A 19,314-nucleotide genomic window follows, 5' to 3' on the forward strand; every position below is an offset into this window, starting at 1 on the left:
CCAACCGATTGTTCGGTCGCCGGCACATTTTGGCTACGGGTGGCGCCAGGCTGTGGACAAACGGTTCTCCACAGCCTGAGATGGATGCAGGACGTCCACGGCGGAGAGGTGGGGGCGGGTGGCAGCTGAACAAATGGCCGAGGGCCAGGAGGGGGGCGGCCCGCTCTCTCCCGCGCGGCCCCTGGACGCCATCGACCAGGACATCCTGCGGATGCTCCAGGCGGACGGCCGCGCGTCCGTGCGGTCGGTCGCCGAGCGGGTGCACGTCTCCCGCGCGAACGCGTACGCGCGCATCAACCGGCTCGTCGAGGACGGCGTGATCCGCGGCTTCGGGGCCCGCGTCGACCATGAGCGGGCCGGTCACGGGACATCCGCGTACATCACCCTGAAAATCGTCCAGAACACCTGGCGCACCGTCCGCGAGCAGCTCAGACAGCTCCCCGGCGCCTCGCACATCGCGCTGGTGGGCGGGGACTTCGACGTCCTGCTGCTGGTGCACACGCCCGACAACCGGGCGCTGCGCGAGCTGGTGCTGACCCGGCTGCAGGCGATCCCCGAGGTGCAGAGCACACGCACCCTGCTGGTGTTCGAGGAGGAGGACCTGGAACCGCAGGGGTGAGGGCTCAGGACGCCTTGCGGAGGCCTCCGAAGGCCACCTGGGTGACCGCGTCGGCGACCTCGCGCTCGTTCATACCGCGCCCGTCCGGCCGGTACCACTCCACGATCGAGTTGATCATCCCGAAGACCAGCCGGGTCACCAGGCGCACCTCTATGTCCTCGCGCACGTCCCCGTCGGCCGCCGCCGCCTTCAGCAGGGCGGCAACCCGGTGGTCGAAGTCGCGCCGCCGCTCCAGCGCCCACCGTTCGGTGTCGGTGTTGCCGCGCACGCGCAGCAGCAGCGTCACGTACGGCAGCTCGGCGATCAGCACCTCGACCATGCGCCGTACGACGTACTCCAGGCGCTCGGCGGCGCGCCCCACGCGCGCGTGCTCCTCGTCGAGGATGCCGAAGAGGCCGTCCAGGGCCCGGCTCACCGCGCGGCGCAGCAGTTCCTCCTTGCCGGCCACGTGGTGGTAGATCGACGACTTGGAGATACCGGCCGCCTTGGAGAGGTGCTCCATGGAGGTGCCGTCGTAGCCGCGGTCGTTGAACACCTGGACGGCGACGGACAGCAGCGTCTCCGGGGTGTACGTGTCGCGCTTGGCGGTGGTCACGAGGTTCCCTCCCGCTTGTCCGAGGCGTAGGCGTGGCGGTACAGGGCGAGGGAGGGCGCGTAGCGGCCGGACGGCTCGCACTGGTGCAGGTTGTCCAGCACGGAGCAGGCCCAGCCGCCGCCGAGGCGCCGGCTCCACTCCAGCGGGCCCAGCGGATAGTTCACACCCAGGCGCATCGCGGTGTCGATGTCCTCCTCGGTGGCCACGCCCTTGGCGACGGCGTCGTGCGCCAGGTCGATGATCCGGGCCACCGTCCGCGCGACGATCATTCCGGGGACGTCCCCGATGACGCTGACCTTCTTGCCGAGGGCCTGGAACAGGCCGGTGGCCTCGGCGACGGTCACCGGGGAGGTGTTCGGGGCGTGCGACAGGGCGATCCGCGTGGCCGCGCGGTAGTCGAGCGCGAGGTCGAAGTAGACGACGTCGCGGAACTCCACGGAGGTCTGGCCGTCGGCGAGCACCAGTTGGCCGCCGCCGGGCAGCACCAGCCGGGTGCCGTTGTCCTCGGCCTCCTCACGCACCTCGATGCCGGCCTCGCGGATCAGGGCGAGCAGTTCCGAGGCGGGCTCCAGGTCGCCCTCCGCGACGACGTACGCGGGCGGTGCGGCGGGCTCGGCGGTGTGCGGTTCGGGGCGCTCGGCTCCGTCGCCGTGGTCGTACCAGCCATGGCCGGTCTTGCGGCCGAGGCGGCCGGACTCGACCAGGCGGCGCTGCGCGAGCGAGGGGGTGAAGCGCACGTCGTGGAAGAACGACTCCCACACCGAGCGGGTGACCGACTCGTTGACGTCCTGCCCGATGAGGTCGGTCAGCTCGAAGGCGCCCATGCGGAAGCCGCCGGACTCGCGCAGGACCGCGTCGACGGTGGCCGGGTCGGCGCCCTGGGACTCGTAGACCGCGAAGGCCTCGGCGTAGAAGGGCCGGGCGACGCGGTTGACGATGAAGCCCGGGGTGTCCGCGCAGGCGACGGGCGTCTTGCCCCACGCGCGGGCCGTCTCGTACGCGCGTGTGGCGTGGGTGACGTCGGTGGTGAAGCCGGAGACGACCTCGACGAGCGGCAGCAGCGGCGCCGGGTTGAAGAAGTGCAGGCCGACGAAGCGGCCGGGCACGCGCAGGGCGCCGCCGATCGCGGTGACGGAGAGCGAGGAGGTGTTGGTGGCGAGCAGGCAGTCGTCGGGAACGACGTCCTCCAGCGCGCGAAACAGCTCCTGTTTGACGTCCAGCCGTTCCACGACGGCCTCGACGACCAGGGCGCAGTCGGCGAGTCCGGTGAGCTCGTCGACGGGCCGCAGCCGGGCCCGTGCCGCGTCCCGCCGGTCGGCGGTCAGGCGCTCCTTCTCCACCAGCCGGTCGAGCCGGGCGCCGATCGCGTCGGCCGCCTGACGGGCCCGCCCGGGAACGGCGTCGTACAGCCGCACGGGATGGCCCGCGATCAGCGCGACCTGGGCGATTCCCTGGCCCATGGTGCCGGTGCCGACCACGGCCACGGGACTGCTGAGGTCGAGTGCTGTCATGTGCGCGATCCTCCCGCACGGGGTTTTCCACAGATGCGGCGGACCCCCTTGTCCCGACCGATCGTTCGGTTACTCTAACCCTGACCGCCCGTTCCTGACTACGTTTCCGCACCGGTCCATGAACTCGACGAAGAGTTCCTGAGACGAGGAGTTGGTCCCGCATGGCCGCCGAACTCACGGCGCACGAGCTGATCGCCCGCCACCGCCCCACCCTGGACCAGGCGCTGGAAGCGATCCGCACACGCGCGTACTGGTCCCCGCACCCCGAGCACCCCAAGGCCTACGGGGAGAACGGCAGCCTGGACATGGCGGCGGGCAAGGCCGCCTTCGACGCCCTGCACGGCACCCGCCTCGACCTCGGCCAGCCCGGTACGGACGGCTGGGTGGACGGCGAGACCTCCCCGTACGGCATCGAGCCGGGCGTGACCTACCCGCACGCGGACCTCGACGAACTGCTGCCCGCCATGAAGGCCGGGATGCGGGCCTGGCGGGACGCGGGCGCGGAGACCCGCGCGGTGGTCTGTCTGGAGATCCTCAAGCGGATCGGCGACCGGACGATGGAGTTCGCCCAGGCGGTCATGCACACCTCGGGCCAGGCGTTCATGATGGCGTTCCAGGCGGGCGGACCGCACGCGCAGGACCGCGGCATGGAGGCGGTGGTCTACGCCTACGCGGAGCAGGTCCGCACGCCCGGCACCGCGGAGTGGACCAAGCCGCAGGGCAAGCGCGATCCGCTGGCGCTCACCAAGGAGTTCGTCCCGGTCCCGCGCGGCGTCGCCCTGGTCATCGGCTGCAACACCTTCCCGACGTGGAACGGCTATCCGGGCCTGTTCGCCTCCCTCGCCACGGGCAACGCGGTGCTGGTCAAGCCGCACCCCCGCGCGGTGCTGCCGCTCGCGCTGACCGTGCGGGTGGCCCGCCAGGTGCTCGCCGAGGCGGGGTTCGACCCGAATCTGGTGGCGCTGGCCGCCGAGCGGCCCGGTGAGGGCATCGCCAAGGCACTGGCCACCCGGCCGGAGATCCGGATCATCGACTACACCGGCTCCACGGAGTTCGGCGACTGGCTGGAGGCCAACGCCCGTCAGGCGCAGGTGTACACGGAGAAGGCCGGCGTCAACACGGTGATCGTGGAGTCGACCGACGACTACAAGGGGATGCTCGCCAACCTGGCGTTCTCCCTGTCGCTGTACAGCGGCCAGATGTGCACCACGCCGCAGAACCTGCTGATCCCTCGCGACGGCATCACCACCGACCAGGGTCCCAAGTCCTTCGACGAGGTCGCCGCCGACCTGGCGAAGGCGGTCGACGGCCTGCTCGGAGACGACGCGCGTGCCAACGCGCTGCTGGGCGCGATCGTCAACCCGGACGTGAAGGCCCGCCTGGAGGCGGCCGCGGGGCTCGGCGAGGTCGCCCTCGCCTCCCGCGAGATCACCAACCCGGAGTTCCCCGGCGCCGTGGTGCGCACGCCGGTGATCGTGAAGCTGGACGGCGCCAAGCCGGACGCCGAGGCCGCCTACATGAGCGAGTGCTTCGGCCCGGTCTCCTTCGCCGTCGCGGTCGACTCGGCCGGTGACGCGGCGGAGCTGCTGCGGCGCACGATCCGCGAGAAGGGCGCCATGACGGTCGGCGCGTACACGACGTCCCCGGAGGTCGAGGAGACGGTGCGGGAGGTCTGCCTGGAGGAGGCCGCCCAGCTCTCCCTGAACCTCACCGGCGGGGTGTACGTCAACCAGACGGCCGCCTTCTCCGACTTCCACGGCTCCGGCGGCAACCCGGCGGCCAACGCGGCCCTGTGCGACGGCGCGTTCGTGGCGGGCCGCTTCCGCGTGATCGAGGTGCGCCGGGAGATCTAGACCGCGCGGGGTGCGCCCCCGGTGGCGCTCCAGTGGTACAGCGTCATGGCGACACTGGTCGCGAGGTTGTAGCTGGAGACCTGGGGGCGCATCGGCAGCGCCACCAGCCGGTCGGCCCGCGCGCGGAGCTCCGCCGACAGTCCGCTGCGCTCGGAGCCGAAGGCGAGCAGCGCGTCGTCCGGCAGCTTCAGCGAGCGGATGTCCTCGCCCTCCGGGTCGAGCGCGAAGACCGGTCCGGGCGGCAACTCCCCGGCGGTCAGCCGTTCCACGGCGGTGGCGAAGTGCAGCCCCGCCCCGCCGCGTACGACGGTGGGGTGCCAGGGGTCGAGGGTGCCGGTGGTGACGACCCCGGTGGCGCCGAAACCGGCGGCCAGCCGGATCACCGCCCCCGCGTTGCCGAGGTTGCGCGGATTGTCGAGGACCACCACGGGGGCGGTGCGCGGGGAGTGCGCCAGCCGCTCCAGGTTGCCCGCGCGGGAGGGGCGTACGGCCAGCGCGGCCACGGCGGTGGGGTGCGGGCGCGGCACGAGCGCCGTGTACGTCTCGTGGGGCACCTCGGTCAGCAGTGCCGCCAGCGTGTCCCGTACGTCCCCGGCCAGCTCGTCGGCAAGGGCGAGTGTGGCGGCCCGGTCGGCGGTGAGCGCCATGCTCACATCGGCCCCGAAGCGCACGGCGTGCTTGAGGGCGTGGAAGCCGTCGAGCAGGACGGCGCCGCCGACCAGCCGGCGCCAGGCGGACACGGGGTCGGCGGCGGTCTCGGGTCCGGTGCTGCGGGCGGGGTCGTCCATGGCGTGCAGCCTACGTGCGCGGGCCGGGCGCTCCGTCCGGTGCGAGGGCCGCCTCCACCGGGTCCGCTCCGGCCGGGGAGCGAGGCCGCGGGACCGGCGCCCCGCGCGGGCGCAGCCACCCACGCGCGCGCGGCGCCAGGTTGCCCAGGCGGCGCAGGAACGACGTCGGCAGGAAGACCGCGTCGGCCGCGATCATCGCCAGGGAGAAGAAGGGCAGTCCGAGCACGACGGCGATGACCGCGTGCTCCATGATCATGAAGCCCAGCAGGACGTTCTTGACCCGCCGGTTGAACAGCGTGAACGGGAAGGCGACCTGCATGACGACCGTGCCGTAGGTCACCAGCATCACCATGGTGCCGCTGGCCGTCAGCAGGTCCCCGAGGGCCGGCCAGGGGGAGAAGTACTCCAGGTGCAGCGGGTAGTGGACGGCGGTGCCGTCCTGCCAGCGGGAACCCTGAACCTTGTACCAGCCGGCCGTGGCGTAGATCAGACACGCCTCGGCCATGATCACGAGCAGTGCGCCGTTGTGCACGATGTTCGCGACGACGTCCAGCAGAATCCTCGGCTGTCCGGTCCTCGCGCGGCGCCCGACCAGCCACCACAGCGCCTGTCCGAGCCATACGGCCCACAGCAGGGCCGGTATGAACCGGTCGCCGTCCATCCGGCCCGCCAGCGTCGCCACGGCGAGCACGAGGCCGAGGACACCCCATAGCAACGGTCCGACCCGGTCACGCGGCCGCTCGCCCCGCGCGCGTGCCCGCGCCGCGCGGCGTGCGTCCAGGGACCAGACCTGGCCGCAGCGGGTGAACACCAGGTAGATCGACATCAGGTGCAGGACGTTGTCACCGCCGTCGCCCATGAAGACGCTGCGGTTCTGCAGCGCCAGCACCCCCACCATGAACAGCACCGACATGGTGCGGGTGCGCCAGCCGAGCAGCAGCAGGAGGCTCGCCAGCACGGCCAGCGCGTACACGGCCTCGAACCAGACCTGGCCGTCCGACCAGAGCAGCGGGGTGAAGGCGTTGTTCGTGGCGACCAGCTGGTCGGCGAGATCCCAGCTCCAGGGGCCGTCGGGGCCGTAGAGCTCCTGGCGGTGGGGGTACTCGCGCAGCAGGAACAGCAGCCAGGTCAGGCTGAAGCCGATGCGGATCACGGCGCTCTGGTGGGGGCCGAGCGCCGCGTCGGTGACACGGGCGATCACCCGGGACAGCGCCAGCGAGAAGCGGTTCACCCGATGCCTCCGAGCGCCTCGTCCTCGGGTACGGACCACCAGGGCAGCGTGCGGTACACGGGCGTGGTGGAGATCTTCTCCGTGCTCCAGTCGGGCGGGGGCACGTTGGCGGTGCGTGAGCGTATCTGGACGCGCGCGACGGAGCCGTCCGGGCCGGCCGCGTCCGCGCGGTCCAGGCGCAGCACCGTGATCCGGCGCAGATAGGTCTCGGACAGCGCCCCGCGCAGGCCCACCGGCCGGTTGTCCTCGTCGTGCGTGGCGACGAAGAGGTCCCACGCGCGGCGCAACGCGTTCTGCTGGGTGTGGCTGGGCAACAGGTTGCCGTCGATGGCCCGGCCGTCCTGCGCGGACAGGTCGTACCAGCCGGTGGTCCGGACCTCCCCGCCGGCCGTCAGGACCTCTGCGCGCACCTGGACGGCGATGTTCTGCTGCAGCGGGTTCGGCGCGAACAGTTTCCAGTTCTGCTCGAACTCCGGGTAGATCCAGTCCTCGACCGTCCCGCTGTGCTCCTTGCTGACCGTGTTCGGGGGCGCGACGTGCAGGAACGCCATGCCGAGGTGCACGCAGACCCCGACCGCGACGACCGCGAGCGCCACCGCGGCGCCGATCTGGTAGCGCAGGGAGAGGGCGGCCACACCGGTACGGGACTCGGCGGGCGGGGCGGCGGGTGAGGCGGCGGAGGGCAGCTCGGGGGGCGGCCCGGCGGGGCGCCCGGGGGCGGGCGGAGGGGCGTCGGGTGCCGAGGCGTCGGCCGATGGCAGAGGGCCGGGCGAAGGGGTACGGGGCGCCGGGAGGTCCGTCGATGACGCGGGGCCGGGCTCACAGGCGGGCAGCGCCGGGGCGTCCGCCGGTGAGGCGGGGCCGGGCAGGGCGGGGCCGGGCAGGGCGGGGCGGGGGGCCGGCACGTCCTGCCCGGCAGGGCCGTGCCGGGCGTCCGAGCCCTTGTCGTACGCGTTCATCCCGCCCCGATCCACCGATCCCGGTCCGTCACCGCTTCCGCCCCGCCACGGGGGCCCGGCGCCAGTCCGCCGTGTCGCACGGAACGGTACTCAGCACCGGCCGTCCGGGCACAGTCCCGTCGGTGACCCGTTCCCCGGCCGTCACCGCACCGCGACCCGATCCCGGTTGTCCACAGGTGACCACCGCAGGTTATCCACAGCGGTTGACACCTTGCGGCGCCCGTCCCACCATGGAATCGCACGAACCGAACGATCGGTCGGGAGCGTGCTCCGGGAAGCATCCAGGTCGAGGGGGAACCTCATGGCGACAGCAGCCGCCCGCGATACGGCCGGCGGCCGGGCGTACGACGCACCGGCCGACGACATCGCGGACTTCCAGCGCGCCTTCGACGCGGCCGTGGCCGCCGACGAGCGGATCGAGCCGCGCGACTGGATGCCGGACGCCTACCGGGCCACGCTCGTCCGGCAGATCGCCCAGCACGCGCACTCCGAGATCATCGGCATGCAGCCGGAGGCCAACTGGATCACCCGCGCGCCCTCGCTGCGCCGCAAGGCGATCCTCATGGCCAAGGTGCAGGACGAGGCCGGGCACGGCCTGTATCTGTACAGCGCCGCCGAGACTCTCGGCACCAGCCGCGACGAGTTGCTCGACAAGCTGCACTCCGGCCGCCAGAAGTACTCCTCGATCTTCAACTACCCGACGCTGACCTGGGCCGACGTCGGCGCGATCGGCTGGCTGGTGGACGGCGCGGCGATCACCAACCAGGTGCCGCTGTGCCGCTGCTCCTACGGGCCGTACGCGCGCGCGATGGTCCGCGTCTGCAAGGAGGAGTCCTTCCACCAGCGCCAGGGCTACGAACTGCTGCTGGCCCTCAGCAGGGGCACCCCGGAGCAGCACGCGATGGCGCAGGACGCGGTGGACCGCTGGTGGTGGCCGTCGCTGATGATGTTCGGCCCGCCCGACGACGAGTCCCAGCACTCCGCGCAGTCGATGGCCTGGAAGATCAAGCGGCACTCCAACGACGAGCTGCGCCAACGCTTCGTCGACATCTGCGTCCCCCAGGCCGAGTCCCTCGGTCTCACCCTCCCCGACCCGGACCTGAAGTGGAACGAGGAGCGGGGACAGCACGACTTCGGGACGATCGACTGGACGGAGTTCCGGAACGTCCTCAAGGGCAACGGCCCGTGCAACGAGGAGCGGCTGACCCGGCGCAGGCGGGCCCATGAGGAGGGCGCCTGGGTCAGGGAGGCCGCGGCGGCCCACGCCGCCAAGCACAGGAACAGCGAGACAGGAGCGGCACGCGCATGACCCACACCGACTGGCCCCTGTGGGAGGTCTTCGTGCGCTCGCGCCGGGGCCTGTCCCACACCCACGCCGGCAGCCTGCACGCCCCGGACGCGGAGCTCGCCCTGCGCAACGCCCGCGATCTGTACACCCGGCGCGGCGAGGGCGTCTCCATCTGGGTCGTCCCGTCGTCCGCGATCACCGCCTCCTCGCCCGACGAGAAGGACCCGTTCTTCGAACCGGCAGCCGACAAGCCCTACCGGCACCCGACGTTCTACGAGATCCCCGAGGGGGTGCGGCACCTGTGACGACGACCCCCGCCAAGGACACCGCCCACACGGCGGCCGCACTCGCCCTCGGTGACGACGCGCTGGTGCTCTCCCACCGCCTGGGCGAGTGGGCCGGGCACGCCCCCGTGCTGGAGGAGGAGCTCGCCCTCGCCAACATCGCGCTGGACCTGCTGGGCCAGGCCCGGGTACTGCTGTCGACGGCCGGTGACGAGGACGAGCTGGCGTATCTGCGCGAGGAGCGCGCTTTCCGCAACCTGCAGCTGGTGGAACAGCCGAACGGCGACTTCGCCCACACCATCGCCCGCCAGCTGTACTTCTCCGCCTACCAGCACCTGCTGTACGGCGAACTGGCCACCGGTGACGGCCCGTTCGCGCCGCTGGCCGGCAAGGCCGTCAAGGAGACCGCCTACCACCGCGACCACGCCGAGCAGTGGACGCTGCGGCTGGGCGACGGCACCGACGAGAGCCACGCCCGGATGCAGCGGGCCGTGGACGCCCTGTGGCGCTACACCGGCGAGATGTTCCAGCCCGTCGAGGGCGTGGACGTCGACCCGTCCGGCCTGGAGACGGCCTGGCTGGAGCGGGTCTCTGAGGTGCTGCGCCGGGCCACCCTCACCGTGCCCGACGGCCCGCGCACCGGGGCGTGGACGGCCGGTGCGGGCCGGCAGGGCCTGCACACCGAGTCCTTCGGCCGGATGCTCGCCGAGATGCAGCATCTGCATCGCAGCCATCCGGGGGCGACATGGTGACCACCACCCCGCTGGAGGCGGAACTGCTGGAGCTCGCCGGTTCGGTGCCCGACCCCGAACTGCCCGTGCTGACGCTGCGCGAGCTGGGCGTCGTCCGCGCGGTGCACGCGCGCGGGGCCGGCACCGTCGAGGTCGAGCTGACCCCGACGTACACCGGCTGCCCTGCCGTCGAGGCGATGAGCATGGACATAGAGCGCGTGCTGCGCGAGCACGGGGTGCGCGAGGTCACCGTGCGCAGGGTGCTCGCGCCCGCCTGGTCGACCGACGACATCACCGACGAAGGGCGCCGCAAGCTCCGGGAGTTCGGCATCGCCCCGCCGCGGACACGGACGGCCCCCTCCGGGCCGGTCCCGGTGGAGCTCGGAACGCCCCGCACCCAGGAGACGGGGCCAAAGGACCACTCGGACCCCGTGCGCTGCCCGCACTGCGGCTCGGCGGAGACCGAACTGCTCAGCCGGTTCTCGTCCACCGCGTGCAAGGCGCTGCGCCGCTGCCTGGCCTGCCGTGAACCGTTCGACCACTTCAAGGAGTTGTGATGGCCCGCTTCCACCGGCTCCGGGTGGCCGCGGTCGACCGGCTCACCGACGACTCCGTCGCCCTCACCCTCACCGTCCCCCCGCACCTGGGCGAGGAGTTCCGGTACGTCCCCGGTCAGCATCTGGCCCTGCGGCGCGTCGCGGACGGCGAGGACATCCGGCGCACCTACTCCATCTGCTCCCCCGCCCCCGACGGCGAGGCCCCGAGCACCCTGCGGGTCGGCGTGCGGCTGGTCGACGGCGGTGCCTTCTCCACCTACGCGCACAAGGAGATCGGCCTCGGCGACGAGCTGGAGGTGATGACCCCGGCCGGCCGCTTCACGCTCCCTCCGGCACCCGGCCGGTACGCGGCGATCGTCGGCGGCAGCGGCATCACACCGGTGCTGTCGATCGTCTCGACCCTTCTCGCGCGCGAGCCCCGGGCCAGTTTCTGTCTGATCCGCAGCGACCGGACGGCCGCCTCGACCATGTTCCTGGAGGAGGTCGCCGATCTGAAGGACCGCTACCCCGACCGGCTTCAGCTGGTGACGGTGCTCTCCCGTGAGGAGCAGCAGGCGGGACTGCCGTCCGGGCGGCTGGACCGGGAGCGGCTGACCGCGCTGCTGCCGGCCCTGCTGCCGGTGGAGCGGGTCGACGGCTGGTTCCTGTGCGGGCCGTACGGCCTGGTCGGGGGCGCCGAGCGGGCGCTGCGCGGCCTGGGTGTGGCGCGCTCCCGCGTCCATCAGGAGATCTTCCATGTGGACGCCGGTACGGAGACCGTCGTCACGGCCCCCGCGCCCGCGCACAGCACGGTCACCGCCCGGCTCGACGGACGCGGCGGCAGCTGGCCCGTCCAGGACGGCGAGTCCCTGCTGGACACGGTGCTGCGCAACCGGCCCGACGCGCCCTACGCCTGCAAGGGCGGGGTGTGCGGCACCTGCCGCGCGTTCCTCGTCTCGGGCGAGGTGCGGATGGACCGCAACTTCGCGTTGGAGACGGAGGAGACGGAAGCGGGCTATGTCCTGGCCTGCCAGTCCCACCCGGTCACGGAGCGGGTGGAGCTGGACTTCGACCGGTAGCGGCGGGCGTTACAGCACGTGCCCCGGGGTCCCGTCGTCGGTGACGACGGGACGGCCGGCGGCCTCCCACACCTGCATGCCGCCGTCCACGTTCACGGCGTCGACGCCCTGCTGACCCAGATACATGGCGACCTGGGCCGACCGTCCGCCGGACCGGCAGATCACATGCACCCGGCCGTCCTGCGGGGCGGCCTCGGTCAGCTCGCCGTAGCGGGCCACGAACTCACTGATGGGGATGTGCAGCGCTCCCGCCGCATGACCGGCCTTCCACTCGTCGTCCTCGCGGACGTCCAGCAGGAAGTCGCCGTCCTTCAGGTCCGCGACCCGGACCGTGGGCACCCCAGCTCCAAAACTCATGCCCCCGACGCTACCGGAAGGGACCGATCCCGGGCTCAGGCCAGCAGCGCCGCGAGCTCCGCCTCGCGTTCGACGACCTCGGCCCGCAGCTGTCCGGCGATCTCCTCGAGCAGCCGGTCGGGGTCGTGCGGAGCGAGGCGGAGCATGGAGCCGATGGCTCCGTCCTCCAGTTCGCGGGCGACGAGGGTGAGCATTTCCTTGCGCTGGGCGAGCCATTCGAGGCGGACGTAGAGCTCCTCGCTCGCGCTCGGCCCCCGCTTCAGCTCCGGACCCGCGGCCCATTCCGCGGCGAGTTCACGCAGCTCGTCCTCGTTGCCGCGGGCGTAGGCGGCGTTGACACGGGTGATGAACTCCTCGCGGCGGGCGCGTTCCGCCTCCTCCTGCGCCAGGTCCGGGTGGGCCTTGCGGGCGAGGTCGCGGTAGAGCTTGCGGGCCTCCTCGCTGGGCCGCACCCGCTGCGGGGGCCGGACGGGCTGGTCGGTGAGCATGGCGGTGGCCTCGGGGAAGAGGCCGCCGTCGTCCATCCAGCCGTTCAGCAGTTCCTCGACGCCGGGGATGGGCAGCAGCCGGGCGCGCGCCTCGTCGGCCCGGCGCCGGTCCTCGGGGTCGTCACTGCGGGCCGCCTTGGCCTCCAGGATCTGGGCTTCCAGTTCCTCGAGACGGGCGTACACCGGACCGAGCTTCTGTTCGTGCAGCCGGGAAAAGTTCTCGACCTCGACGCGGAAGGTCTCCACGGCGATCTCGAACTCGATCAGCGCCTGCTCGGCCGCGCGTACGGCCTGCTCCAGCCGCTCCTCGGGCCGTGCCGCACCACCACCGCCCGGCGCGTTCTCCGCGCCGGCGCCGCCACCCTGCTCACCTTCCGAGGTCGTCACCCGGACAGCGTAGGCCACCCGCCGGGCCGCCACGCGCCGCTCCGGCGGCGCACACCCCGGCCGAACCCCGCGTCCCCGGCGTGATCCGCCGGACAGGACCCGGGACGGCGCAACCGCGCCGCCCGCCCGCTCACACCCCCGTCTCCGCCGCGATCCGTCCCGCGCGCACCGCGGTGACGAGGTCCGCGTGGTCCGCCTCGGTGCGGTCGGCGTAGGCGACGGCGAAGTCCGCCACCGCCTCGTCCAGCTCGTCGTTCTTGCCGCAGTAGCCGGCGATCAGGCGGGGGTCGGCGCTGTGCGCGTGGGCGCGGGCCAGCAGGGCGCCGGTCATCCGGCCGTAGTCGTCGACCTGGTCGGCGGCCAGCGCGGCCGGATCGACACTGCCCTTGCGGTTGCGGAACTGGCGTACCTGGAAGGGGCGTCCGTCGACCGTCGTCCAGCCGAGCAGGTTGTCGCTTATCACCTGCATGCGCTTCTGGCCGTGCACCACCCGCCTGCCCTCGTGGCCGGCCTCGGGGACGTCGAACCCGGCCGCCGGCAGATGCGGCACCAGCGCCGAGGGGCGGGCCTCCTTCACCTGGAGGACCAGGGGCTCGCCCCGGTGGTCGAGGAGCAGCACGACATACGAGCGGGTGCCCACACTGCCGGTGCCGACGACGCGGAACGCCACGTCGTGCACCGCGTGCCGGGCCAGCAGCGGGTGGCGGTCCGGCGGGAGCGTGCCGAGGTACTCCTCCAGCGAGGAGGCCACCGCGGCGGCCTCGGCGTCGGATATCCGGCGCAGCACCGGTGGCGCGTCGACGAAGCGGCGTCCGCCGTCCTCGGTCCGCTCGGTGGACTTGGCCGCGAACCGGCCGCTGGTGTTGGCGCGGGCCTTCTCGGAGACCCGCTCCAGGGTGCCCAGCAGGTCGTGGGCGTCGGTATGGGAGACCAGTTCCTCGTCCGCGATGGCGTTCCACGCGTCCTGCGCCGACAGCTTCGACAGCAACCGCATCGTGCGGCGGTAGGCGCCCGCGGTGTCGCGTGCCGCCGAGCGGCAGGTGTCCTCGTCGGCGCCGGCCTCGCGCCCGGCGAGCACCAGTGAGGTGGCGAGCCGCTTGAGGTCCCACTCCCAGGGGCCGTGCACCGTCTCGTCGAAGTCGTTCAGGTCGATGACCAGTCCGCCGCGCGCGTCGCCGTAGAGGCCGAAGTTGGCCGCGTGCGCGTCGCCGCAGATCTGCGCGCCGATCCCGGTCACCGGCGTACGGGCCAGGTCGTACGCCATGAGGCCGGCCGATCCGCGCAGGAACGCGAACGGCGTGGCCGCCATCCTGCCCACCCGCAGCGGCGTGAGCTCGGGCAGCCGCCCCCGGCTGGACTCCTCGACGGCGGTCACGGCGTCCGGGCGGGAGCCGTCCGGAGCGAAGGCGGCGTGTGCCGCGCGGGGAACACCGCCGCGCAGCGCCTTGCCCTCGTCCTTGGGGCTGCCCCCGGCGGACTGTCCGGCGAATCCCGGCACCCGCGGCAGCCCTCGCGCCGGAGCCACACCGGCGGGCTCACGAGTCCCGGACACCTGGGCAACGTCATCGGTCACGGGAACCGCCTCCCCCGTACATACGTGCCGTACGCACGCTTCGACATCGATCGTGCCGACCGTACAGCCGGTGGCCGAAACGCGTCACACCCTGTGGACAACTCCTCCGCTGTGGAAAAGCCCCGGACGCCGAGGACCTACCCGGCCTCCGCGACCTGGCCCTCCAGCGGCAGCGGCCGTCCCTCGGCCAGCAGCCGTCCGGCACGGTCCTGCGTGATCTCCAGCCGGGCCAGGACGGCCGGAACGGCCACGCCCGGCAGCAGGTGGTGGAACAGCACGACGACCCGGTGCTCCAGGTCCTGCCGCTGACAGCGCACCTGCGACAGGAGTTGCACCCCGGAGAAGCTCGCGACCAGCAGTTCCGCCGTCTCCGTGGCGTCGACGTGCGGCAGCAGCTCGCCCCCCGCCTTCGCCTCGGCCAGCGTGCGGGTGGTCTGGTCGATCCACATGCCGAACGCCGGAGTGCGGTCCAGCCCCAGCGCCCCCTGGTCGAGGGCCAGTCCGACACTGGCCCGCACCAGCGGCTCGGTCCGCAACCGCAGCGCCAGCACCAGTCCGGAGTCGACCAGCTCCTGCAGCTTGCTGGACTGGGACGGCAGGGAGATCGCCAACTGTTCCTCGAACACGCCCAGCGCCAGCTCCTCCTTGGAGGCGAAGTGGAAGTACAGCGCGCCCTTGGTGACCCCGGCCCGCTCCAGGATCTCCCCGATGGTCGCCGAGGTGTAGCCGCGTTCGTCGAAAACGGCCGCCGCCGCCTCCAGAATGGTCCGCCGGGTGCGGATCGCGCGCTCCTGTCGCGCCATCGGGGGTGCCTCCTGATCTGGGTGGATCTCATGAATCTCGTGGTTCGCACCGTGCGGTCACGGTGAAGCCTCCGTGAAGCCCTCGTGAAGCCGCCGGGTGGTTCTCGTGTCGTGCGGGGCGCGTAGGCTCGTCTCCGGCGATGTCGATCACCTTGGAAAAAAACCAACTCGTCCGTATCTTAGTGCGAACCGACCGGAGCCTGATTGTCGATCCCGGGGGTTCCTCATGCCGCAGCCGGATTCCTCGAGCGCACCCATGGATCAGACCGGACAGCGGGCCTCGCCCGCAAACGCCGCCGGCGGCTCCCGGCCCGGTGACCGCACGCGCGTCACTACGGAACTGGCCCATCGCCCCCGCACCGCGGACGTCTTCCCGGTCGACTGGGTACGGCTCTCCGACACGCGCTTCCGCGTGAGCGCCCACTGGCCCGCCGACCACTCCTTCTTCGGCCCTGTCGACGACCGCCGCCTGGATCCGATGATCGTCGGCGAAACGTTGCGTCAGACGTCGATGGCCCTCGCCCACGCGGAGTTCGGCGCCCCCGCCGACACCCACTTCGTCATGCGCGACCTGGAGATCTCCACCGATCCGGACCGGCTGCTGCTCGCGGACGCGGCCGAGCCGGTCACCGTCGACGTCGTCTGCTCCGAGGTCCGCCGCCGGGGCCGCGGCCTGAACGGCATGCGCACCACGATGGAGTTCCACCGCGCGGGACGCCTCGTCGCCCACGGCACCGGCAGCACCGGCTGCACCTCCCCGGCCGCCTACCGCCGCCTGCGGGCACGCCGGCCGGCCGTGCCGGGGGCCCGAATACCGCTGCCTGATCCGGTGTCACCCGAACTGGTGGGCCGTCACCACGCGGAGGACGTCGTCCTCGCCCCCGCCGACCGGCCCCGCTCCTGGCTGCTGCGCGCGTCCACCGGGCATCCGGTCCTCTTCCCGCGGCCCAACGACCACGTGCCCGGCATGGTCCTGTTCGAGGCCGCCCGCCAGGCCGCCACCGCGGCATCGGGTCTGCTGCCCTTCCTGCCGTCCGAACTGGCCGTCTCCTTCAGCCGCTACGCCGAACTGGACAGCCCCTGCCGGATCGACGCCGAGGTGCTCGACAAGGGCGAGGACGGGGTGACGGTACGGGTGTCGGGCAGGCAGGACGACGAGCCCGTCTTCGCCGCCACCCTCATCTGCGCGCCCACGGCCCCGGTACGGTCCCTGCCGTGACCGTCGACCTCCTGCTCACCGGCGCCACGGGCTTCATCGGCGCCAGGGTCGCCGCCGCGGCCCGCGCCCGCCCCGGCGTCCGCGTCCGCACACTGTCCCGCCGGGCGCCGGCCGGGCCGGCGGACTCCACCACGGTGCCCGGGGACCTCGCCGACCCCCGCACGCTGCACGGCGGTTGCTCCGGTGCCGACGTCCTCGTCCACTGCGCCTCCCGCGTGGGCGGCGATCCGGAGTCGGTCACGGCGGTCAACGACCTCGGCACGAAGGCCCTGATGGAGGAGGCCGTACGGGCGGGTGTGCGCCGGATCGTGTACGTGAGCACCGCCGCCGTCCACGGCCGGGGCCCCTTCCGCGGCGTACGGCCCGGCGAGGCCCCGATCGCACCCGCCTCCGCCACCAGCCGCACCCGCGCGGCGGCCGAACGGCATGTCCTCGACGCGGGCGGCCTGGTGCTGCGCCCGCATCTGGTGCACGGCGAGGGCGATCGCTGGGTGGTGCCCGGACTGGTGGGACTGCTGAGGGAGTTGTCGGCGACCGTGTCCGGCTGCGCGGCGCTCCAGTCGATGATCGACGTCGACACGCTGGGCCGGGCGGTCGTAGCGGCGGCCCTGTCCCCGCACCACGGGCCCGGTGCCCACTACGTCGGGCACCCGGACCCCGTCCCCGCCTCCGAGCTGCTCGCGGCCGTGTGCGAGCGCGTGGAACGGCCCGGCGGCGGCGCGGCGGTCGACGTGGACACCGCCCGCGCGCGGGCCGCCGGCTCCCCGCTCGCGCTGCATCACCTGGGCATGCTGACCGTGGACCACTGGTTCGCGGACGACGGCTTCTGGAAGGACCTGGGCTGCTCACCGGGTGAGGGTTTCGCGCGGACGTTCGCGCGGTCGGCGCCCTGGTACCGGGCGTATGTGACGAAGGGCCGGTAAAGAAACCGACCAGTCGGTTTCTTTACCTCACTCCCGCAAGTACGCGAGCACCGCCAGCACCCGCCGGTGCGTCTCGTCCGTCGGCGGCAGGTCCAGCTTGGTGAAGATGCTGCCGATGTGCTTGCCGACGGCGGCCTCCGACACCACCAGAGCGCGGGCGATCGCCCCGTTGGACCTGCCCTCCGCCATCGACGCCAGCACCTCCCGCTCGCGCGGGGAGAGCCTCGCCAGCGGGTCACGGCGGTGGCGCAGCAACTGCCGTACCACCTCGGGATCGATCACCGTGCCGCCGTCCGCGACCTGGCCGAGCGCGGTCACGAACTCCTCGATCTGGCCGACCCGGTCCTTCAGCAGATAGCCGATGCCGGTGCCGTCGCCGGAGTCCAGCAGGTCGGCGGCGTACCGGCGCTGTACGTACTGGCTGAGCACGAGGACGGGCAGCGCGGGCCGCCCGGTGCGCAGCCGCACGGCCGCCTGCAGGCCCTCGTCCTGGAAGCCCGGGGGCATCCGCACGTCCGTCACCACGATGTCGGGCCGGTGCGCACCGGTTTCGGCGATCAGTGCCTCGGCGTCGCCGACCGCCGCGACGACCTCGTGCCCGCACCTGTGGAGCAGGCCGATCAGGCCCTCGCGCAGCAGCACGCCGTCCTCGGCCAGCACCACGCGCAGCGGCCGGCCGGCCGTCAGGGGGAGCAGGGGGCGCAAGGGATCTCCACACGCAGCAGGGTCGGTCCGCCCACCGGGCTGGACAGCGTGAGTCTGCCATCCAGCACCGACACCCGGTCGGCGAGTCCGGTCAGCCCGCTGCCCTCCCCGGGCCGTGCGCCGCCCCGCCCGTCGTCGCGCACCTCCAGCAGCAGCCGCCCGTCGCGGTGCCCGCCGCCCACCCGCGCGCGGCTCGCCCCGCTGTGCCGGGCGACGTTGGCGAGCGCCTCGCACACCACGAAGTACGCGGTGGCCTCGACCGGCGTGGGCAGCCGCCCGGTGAGATCCAGGTCCACGTCCACGGGTACGGCGGACCGGTCTGCGGCGTCGGCGACGGCGGCCTCGAGACCGTAGTCGGCGAGGACCTGGGGGTGGATGCCGTGGATGAGCTCCCGCAGTTCCCGAAGCGCCCGCCCGGCTTCGTCGTGGGCCCGGGCGAGCCGGTCGGCGAGCGGGCCCGGCGGCGCGTCCAGGCGGGCCAGGCCCAGTGTCATGGTCAGGGCGACCAGACGCTGCTGGGCCCCGTCGTGCAGATCGCGTTCGATGCGCCGCCGCTCCGCCTCGAAGGCGTCCACCAGCCGCGCCCGGGACCGGGTCAGTTCGGTCACCCTGGCCCCCAGCTCGGCCTCGCGCGGGGCGAGCAGCAGCCGGGTCAGGCCCGCGCGGGCACCGGCGGCGGCCCCCAGCAGATAGGCGCCCGGGGCGAGCAGGAGGAGTCCGAGCAGGGCGGCGCCGGCCGCCGAGGGCCAGGTGGTGACCGTCCACAGCTTGAGGATCTTCGCCTCCTCGCCGCCGCCGGCCGTGGCCATCAGCAGGGGCGTGGCGGTGACGGCCGCGGGGGCGAGCAGGCCGGCCGTGAGCGCGAGGGCGTCGACGGGCCACAGCAGGACCGCGAAGAGCAGGGTGTGGCCGAGCTCCCGCCAGGTGGCCCGCTCCCCGAGCCGGGTGGTCAGCCAGGCCCGCAGGCCCGGTGCGGCGGGCGTCGGGTGCGGGTCGGCGGCCGGGTCCCGGTCGACGAGCCGCAGCCTCCACCGCTCCAGCCGCGCGACCGGCAGTCCCGCGAGGGCGGTGCCGAGCAGCAGCGGCAGCCCGACCAGGGCGAGCGCGAGCACCCCGCCGGCCACCAGCGACACCACGACGCCCAGGAGCACGACCGCGCCGGTGAGCGCGCCCGTGAGCAGGTATCCGGCCGCGCGCCACGGCCACGGGGACAGGACGTAGCCGGGGCGGGACATGGCCTGCCAGGGGTTTCGAGGCTGCATGCGGATCACCGTAGAAGCGGGCGCCGCGCGGGGCCATCGCCCTGGACCGAGGCTTCGGGGTATGCCTGGCCCTACCCCCTTTTCTCGCCCCTGCCGTACTGCGCCCACCGGCCCCCGCGCGGT

Annotated in this window: 20 protein-coding genes; 9 read left to right on the plus strand and 11 right to left on the minus strand. The window is 73.1% G+C overall.

Annotated features, from left to right (window positions below):
* Positions 1 to 133 precede the first annotated feature (133 nt).
* Positions 134 to 619: an Lrp/AsnC family transcriptional regulator gene (locus ACGFR9_RS22220; RefSeq protein ID WP_030215276.1), complete on the plus strand. Its 486-nt coding sequence runs from the start codon at positions 134 to 136 to the stop codon at positions 617 to 619.
* A 4-nt stretch (positions 620 to 623) separates the two neighbouring features.
* Here the strand turns inward: ACGFR9_RS22220 and ACGFR9_RS22225 are convergent, their stop codons facing one another.
* Positions 624 to 1,214, minus strand: coding sequence for a TetR/AcrR family transcriptional regulator (locus ACGFR9_RS22225; RefSeq protein WP_030215279.1), 591 nt, complete (start codon positions 1,212 to 1,214; stop codon positions 624 to 626).
* A complete protein-coding gene (locus tag ACGFR9_RS22230) occupies positions 1,211 to 2,725 on the minus strand; it encodes a 3-hydroxyacyl-CoA dehydrogenase (protein WP_393211332.1) in 1,515 nt (504 codons plus the stop codon). Before ACGFR9_RS22230 ends, ACGFR9_RS22225 begins: the two co-directional genes overlap by 4 nt.
* Positions 2,726 to 2,886: 161 nt before the next feature.
* Between ACGFR9_RS22230 and paaN the strand changes: the two genes are divergently transcribed.
* The gene (gene paaN, locus ACGFR9_RS22235) at positions 2,887 to 4,578 is read left to right on the plus strand and encodes a phenylacetic acid degradation protein PaaN (RefSeq protein WP_393211335.1); all 1,692 of its coding nucleotides are present in this window, start codon (positions 2,887 to 2,889) and stop codon (positions 4,576 to 4,578) included.
* On the opposite strand, the gene ACGFR9_RS22240 is transcribed toward paaN, so the two are convergent.
* From ACGFR9_RS22240 to ACGFR9_RS22250, 3 genes are read right to left on the minus strand one after another with little or no spacing between them, the layout of a single operon-like run.
* Positions 4,575 to 5,366, minus strand: coding sequence for a TrmH family RNA methyltransferase (locus ACGFR9_RS22240; RefSeq protein WP_393211338.1), 792 nt, complete (start codon positions 5,364 to 5,366; stop codon positions 4,575 to 4,577). The two genes, paaN and ACGFR9_RS22240, sit on opposite strands and share 4 nt — an antisense overlap.
* 10 nt (positions 5,367 to 5,376) lie before the next feature.
* On the minus strand, positions 5,377 to 6,597 hold the full coding sequence (locus ACGFR9_RS22245; RefSeq protein ID WP_393211341.1) for an HTTM domain-containing protein: 1,221 nt from the start codon (positions 6,595 to 6,597) through the stop codon (positions 5,377 to 5,379).
* Complete coding sequence (locus tag ACGFR9_RS22250) at positions 6,594 to 7,556, minus strand: DUF5819 family protein (RefSeq protein WP_393211343.1); 963 nt, start codon at positions 7,554 to 7,556, stop codon at positions 6,594 to 6,596. Before ACGFR9_RS22250 ends, ACGFR9_RS22245 begins: the two co-directional genes overlap by 4 nt.
* A gap of 301 nt (positions 7,557 to 7,857) precedes the next feature.
* Here ACGFR9_RS22250 and paaA point away from each other — a divergent pair, with 301 nt between their 5' ends.
* The 5 genes from paaA to ACGFR9_RS22275 are packed head-to-tail and all read left to right on the plus strand — an operon-like array spanning position 7,858 to position 11,474.
* Positions 7,858 to 8,865, plus strand: a complete 1,008-nt coding sequence (gene paaA / locus ACGFR9_RS22255) for a 1,2-phenylacetyl-CoA epoxidase subunit PaaA (protein ID WP_393211346.1) — start codon at positions 7,858 to 7,860, stop codon at positions 8,863 to 8,865.
* A complete protein-coding gene (gene paaB, locus ACGFR9_RS22260; RefSeq protein WP_030215302.1) occupies positions 8,862 to 9,149 on the plus strand; it encodes a 1,2-phenylacetyl-CoA epoxidase subunit PaaB in 288 nt (95 codons plus the stop codon). Before paaA ends, paaB begins: the two co-directional genes overlap by 4 nt.
* Positions 9,146 to 9,880: a 1,2-phenylacetyl-CoA epoxidase subunit PaaC gene (gene paaC, locus ACGFR9_RS22265; RefSeq protein WP_393211349.1), complete on the plus strand. Its 735-nt coding sequence runs from the start codon at positions 9,146 to 9,148 to the stop codon at positions 9,878 to 9,880. The genes paaB and paaC overlap by 4 nt, the downstream gene beginning before the upstream one ends.
* Positions 9,874 to 10,416, plus strand: a complete 543-nt coding sequence (gene paaD, locus ACGFR9_RS22270) for a 1,2-phenylacetyl-CoA epoxidase subunit PaaD (RefSeq protein WP_393211352.1) — start codon at positions 9,874 to 9,876, stop codon at positions 10,414 to 10,416. Before paaC ends, paaD begins: the two co-directional genes overlap by 7 nt.
* Complete coding sequence (locus ACGFR9_RS22275) at positions 10,416 to 11,474, plus strand: 2Fe-2S iron-sulfur cluster-binding protein (RefSeq protein ID WP_393211354.1); 1,059 nt, start codon at positions 10,416 to 10,418, stop codon at positions 11,472 to 11,474. Before paaD ends, ACGFR9_RS22275 begins: the two co-directional genes overlap by 1 nt.
* 9 nt (positions 11,475 to 11,483) lie before the next feature.
* Here the strand turns inward: ACGFR9_RS22275 and ACGFR9_RS22280 are convergent, their stop codons facing one another.
* The 4 genes from ACGFR9_RS22280 to ACGFR9_RS22295 all read right to left on the minus strand — a co-directional run bounded on the left by ACGFR9_RS22280 (position 11,484) and on the right by ACGFR9_RS22295 (position 15,082).
* Complete coding sequence (locus ACGFR9_RS22280) at positions 11,484 to 11,813, minus strand: rhodanese-like domain-containing protein (protein ID WP_393211811.1); 330 nt, start codon at positions 11,811 to 11,813, stop codon at positions 11,484 to 11,486.
* A gap of 53 nt (positions 11,814 to 11,866) precedes the next feature.
* The gene (locus tag ACGFR9_RS22285; protein ID WP_393211356.1) at positions 11,867 to 12,706 is read right to left on the minus strand and encodes a hypothetical protein; all 840 of its coding nucleotides are present in this window, start codon (positions 12,704 to 12,706) and stop codon (positions 11,867 to 11,869) included.
* 130 nt (positions 12,707 to 12,836) lie between these two features.
* Positions 12,837 to 14,258, minus strand: a complete 1,422-nt coding sequence (locus tag ACGFR9_RS22290) for a DUF2252 domain-containing protein (protein WP_393211813.1) — start codon at positions 14,256 to 14,258, stop codon at positions 12,837 to 12,839.
* Positions 14,259 to 14,416: 158 nt separating this feature from the next.
* Complete coding sequence (locus ACGFR9_RS22295; RefSeq protein WP_311641649.1) at positions 14,417 to 15,082, minus strand: ScbR family autoregulator-binding transcription factor; 666 nt, start codon at positions 15,080 to 15,082, stop codon at positions 14,417 to 14,419.
* A 256-nt stretch (positions 15,083 to 15,338) separates the two neighbouring features.
* Here ACGFR9_RS22295 and ACGFR9_RS22300 point away from each other — a divergent pair, with 256 nt between their 5' ends.
* Positions 15,339 to 16,301 carry a ScbA/BarX family gamma-butyrolactone biosynthesis protein gene (locus tag ACGFR9_RS22300; protein WP_393211360.1) on the plus strand — a complete coding sequence of 321 codons (963 nt, stop codon included), beginning with the start codon at positions 15,339 to 15,341 and terminating at the stop codon, positions 16,299 to 16,301.
* Positions 16,298 to 17,224: an NAD-dependent epimerase/dehydratase family protein gene (locus tag ACGFR9_RS22305; protein ID WP_393211363.1), complete on the plus strand. Its 927-nt coding sequence runs from the start codon at positions 16,298 to 16,300 to the stop codon at positions 17,222 to 17,224. Before ACGFR9_RS22300 ends, ACGFR9_RS22305 begins: the two co-directional genes overlap by 4 nt.
* 27 nt (positions 17,225 to 17,251) lie before the next feature.
* Here ACGFR9_RS22305 and ACGFR9_RS22310 read toward each other — a convergent pair whose 3' ends face one another.
* Together ACGFR9_RS22310 and ACGFR9_RS22315 are read right to left on the minus strand one after the other, a co-directional pair.
* Complete coding sequence (locus ACGFR9_RS22310; RefSeq protein ID WP_393211815.1) at positions 17,252 to 17,884, minus strand: response regulator; 633 nt, start codon at positions 17,882 to 17,884, stop codon at positions 17,252 to 17,254.
* A 23-nt stretch (positions 17,885 to 17,907) separates the two neighbouring features.
* A complete protein-coding gene (locus ACGFR9_RS22315; RefSeq protein ID WP_393211366.1) occupies positions 17,908 to 19,191 on the minus strand; it encodes a sensor domain-containing protein in 1,284 nt (427 codons plus the stop codon).
* Positions 19,192 to 19,314: the final 123 nt, after the last annotated feature.

Origin of the sequence: Streptomyces sp. NPDC048584 (assembly GCF_043199595.1) — a bacterium.
GTDB classification, from domain to species: domain Bacteria; phylum Actinomycetota; class Actinomycetes; order Streptomycetales; family Streptomycetaceae; genus Streptomyces; species Streptomyces edwardsiae.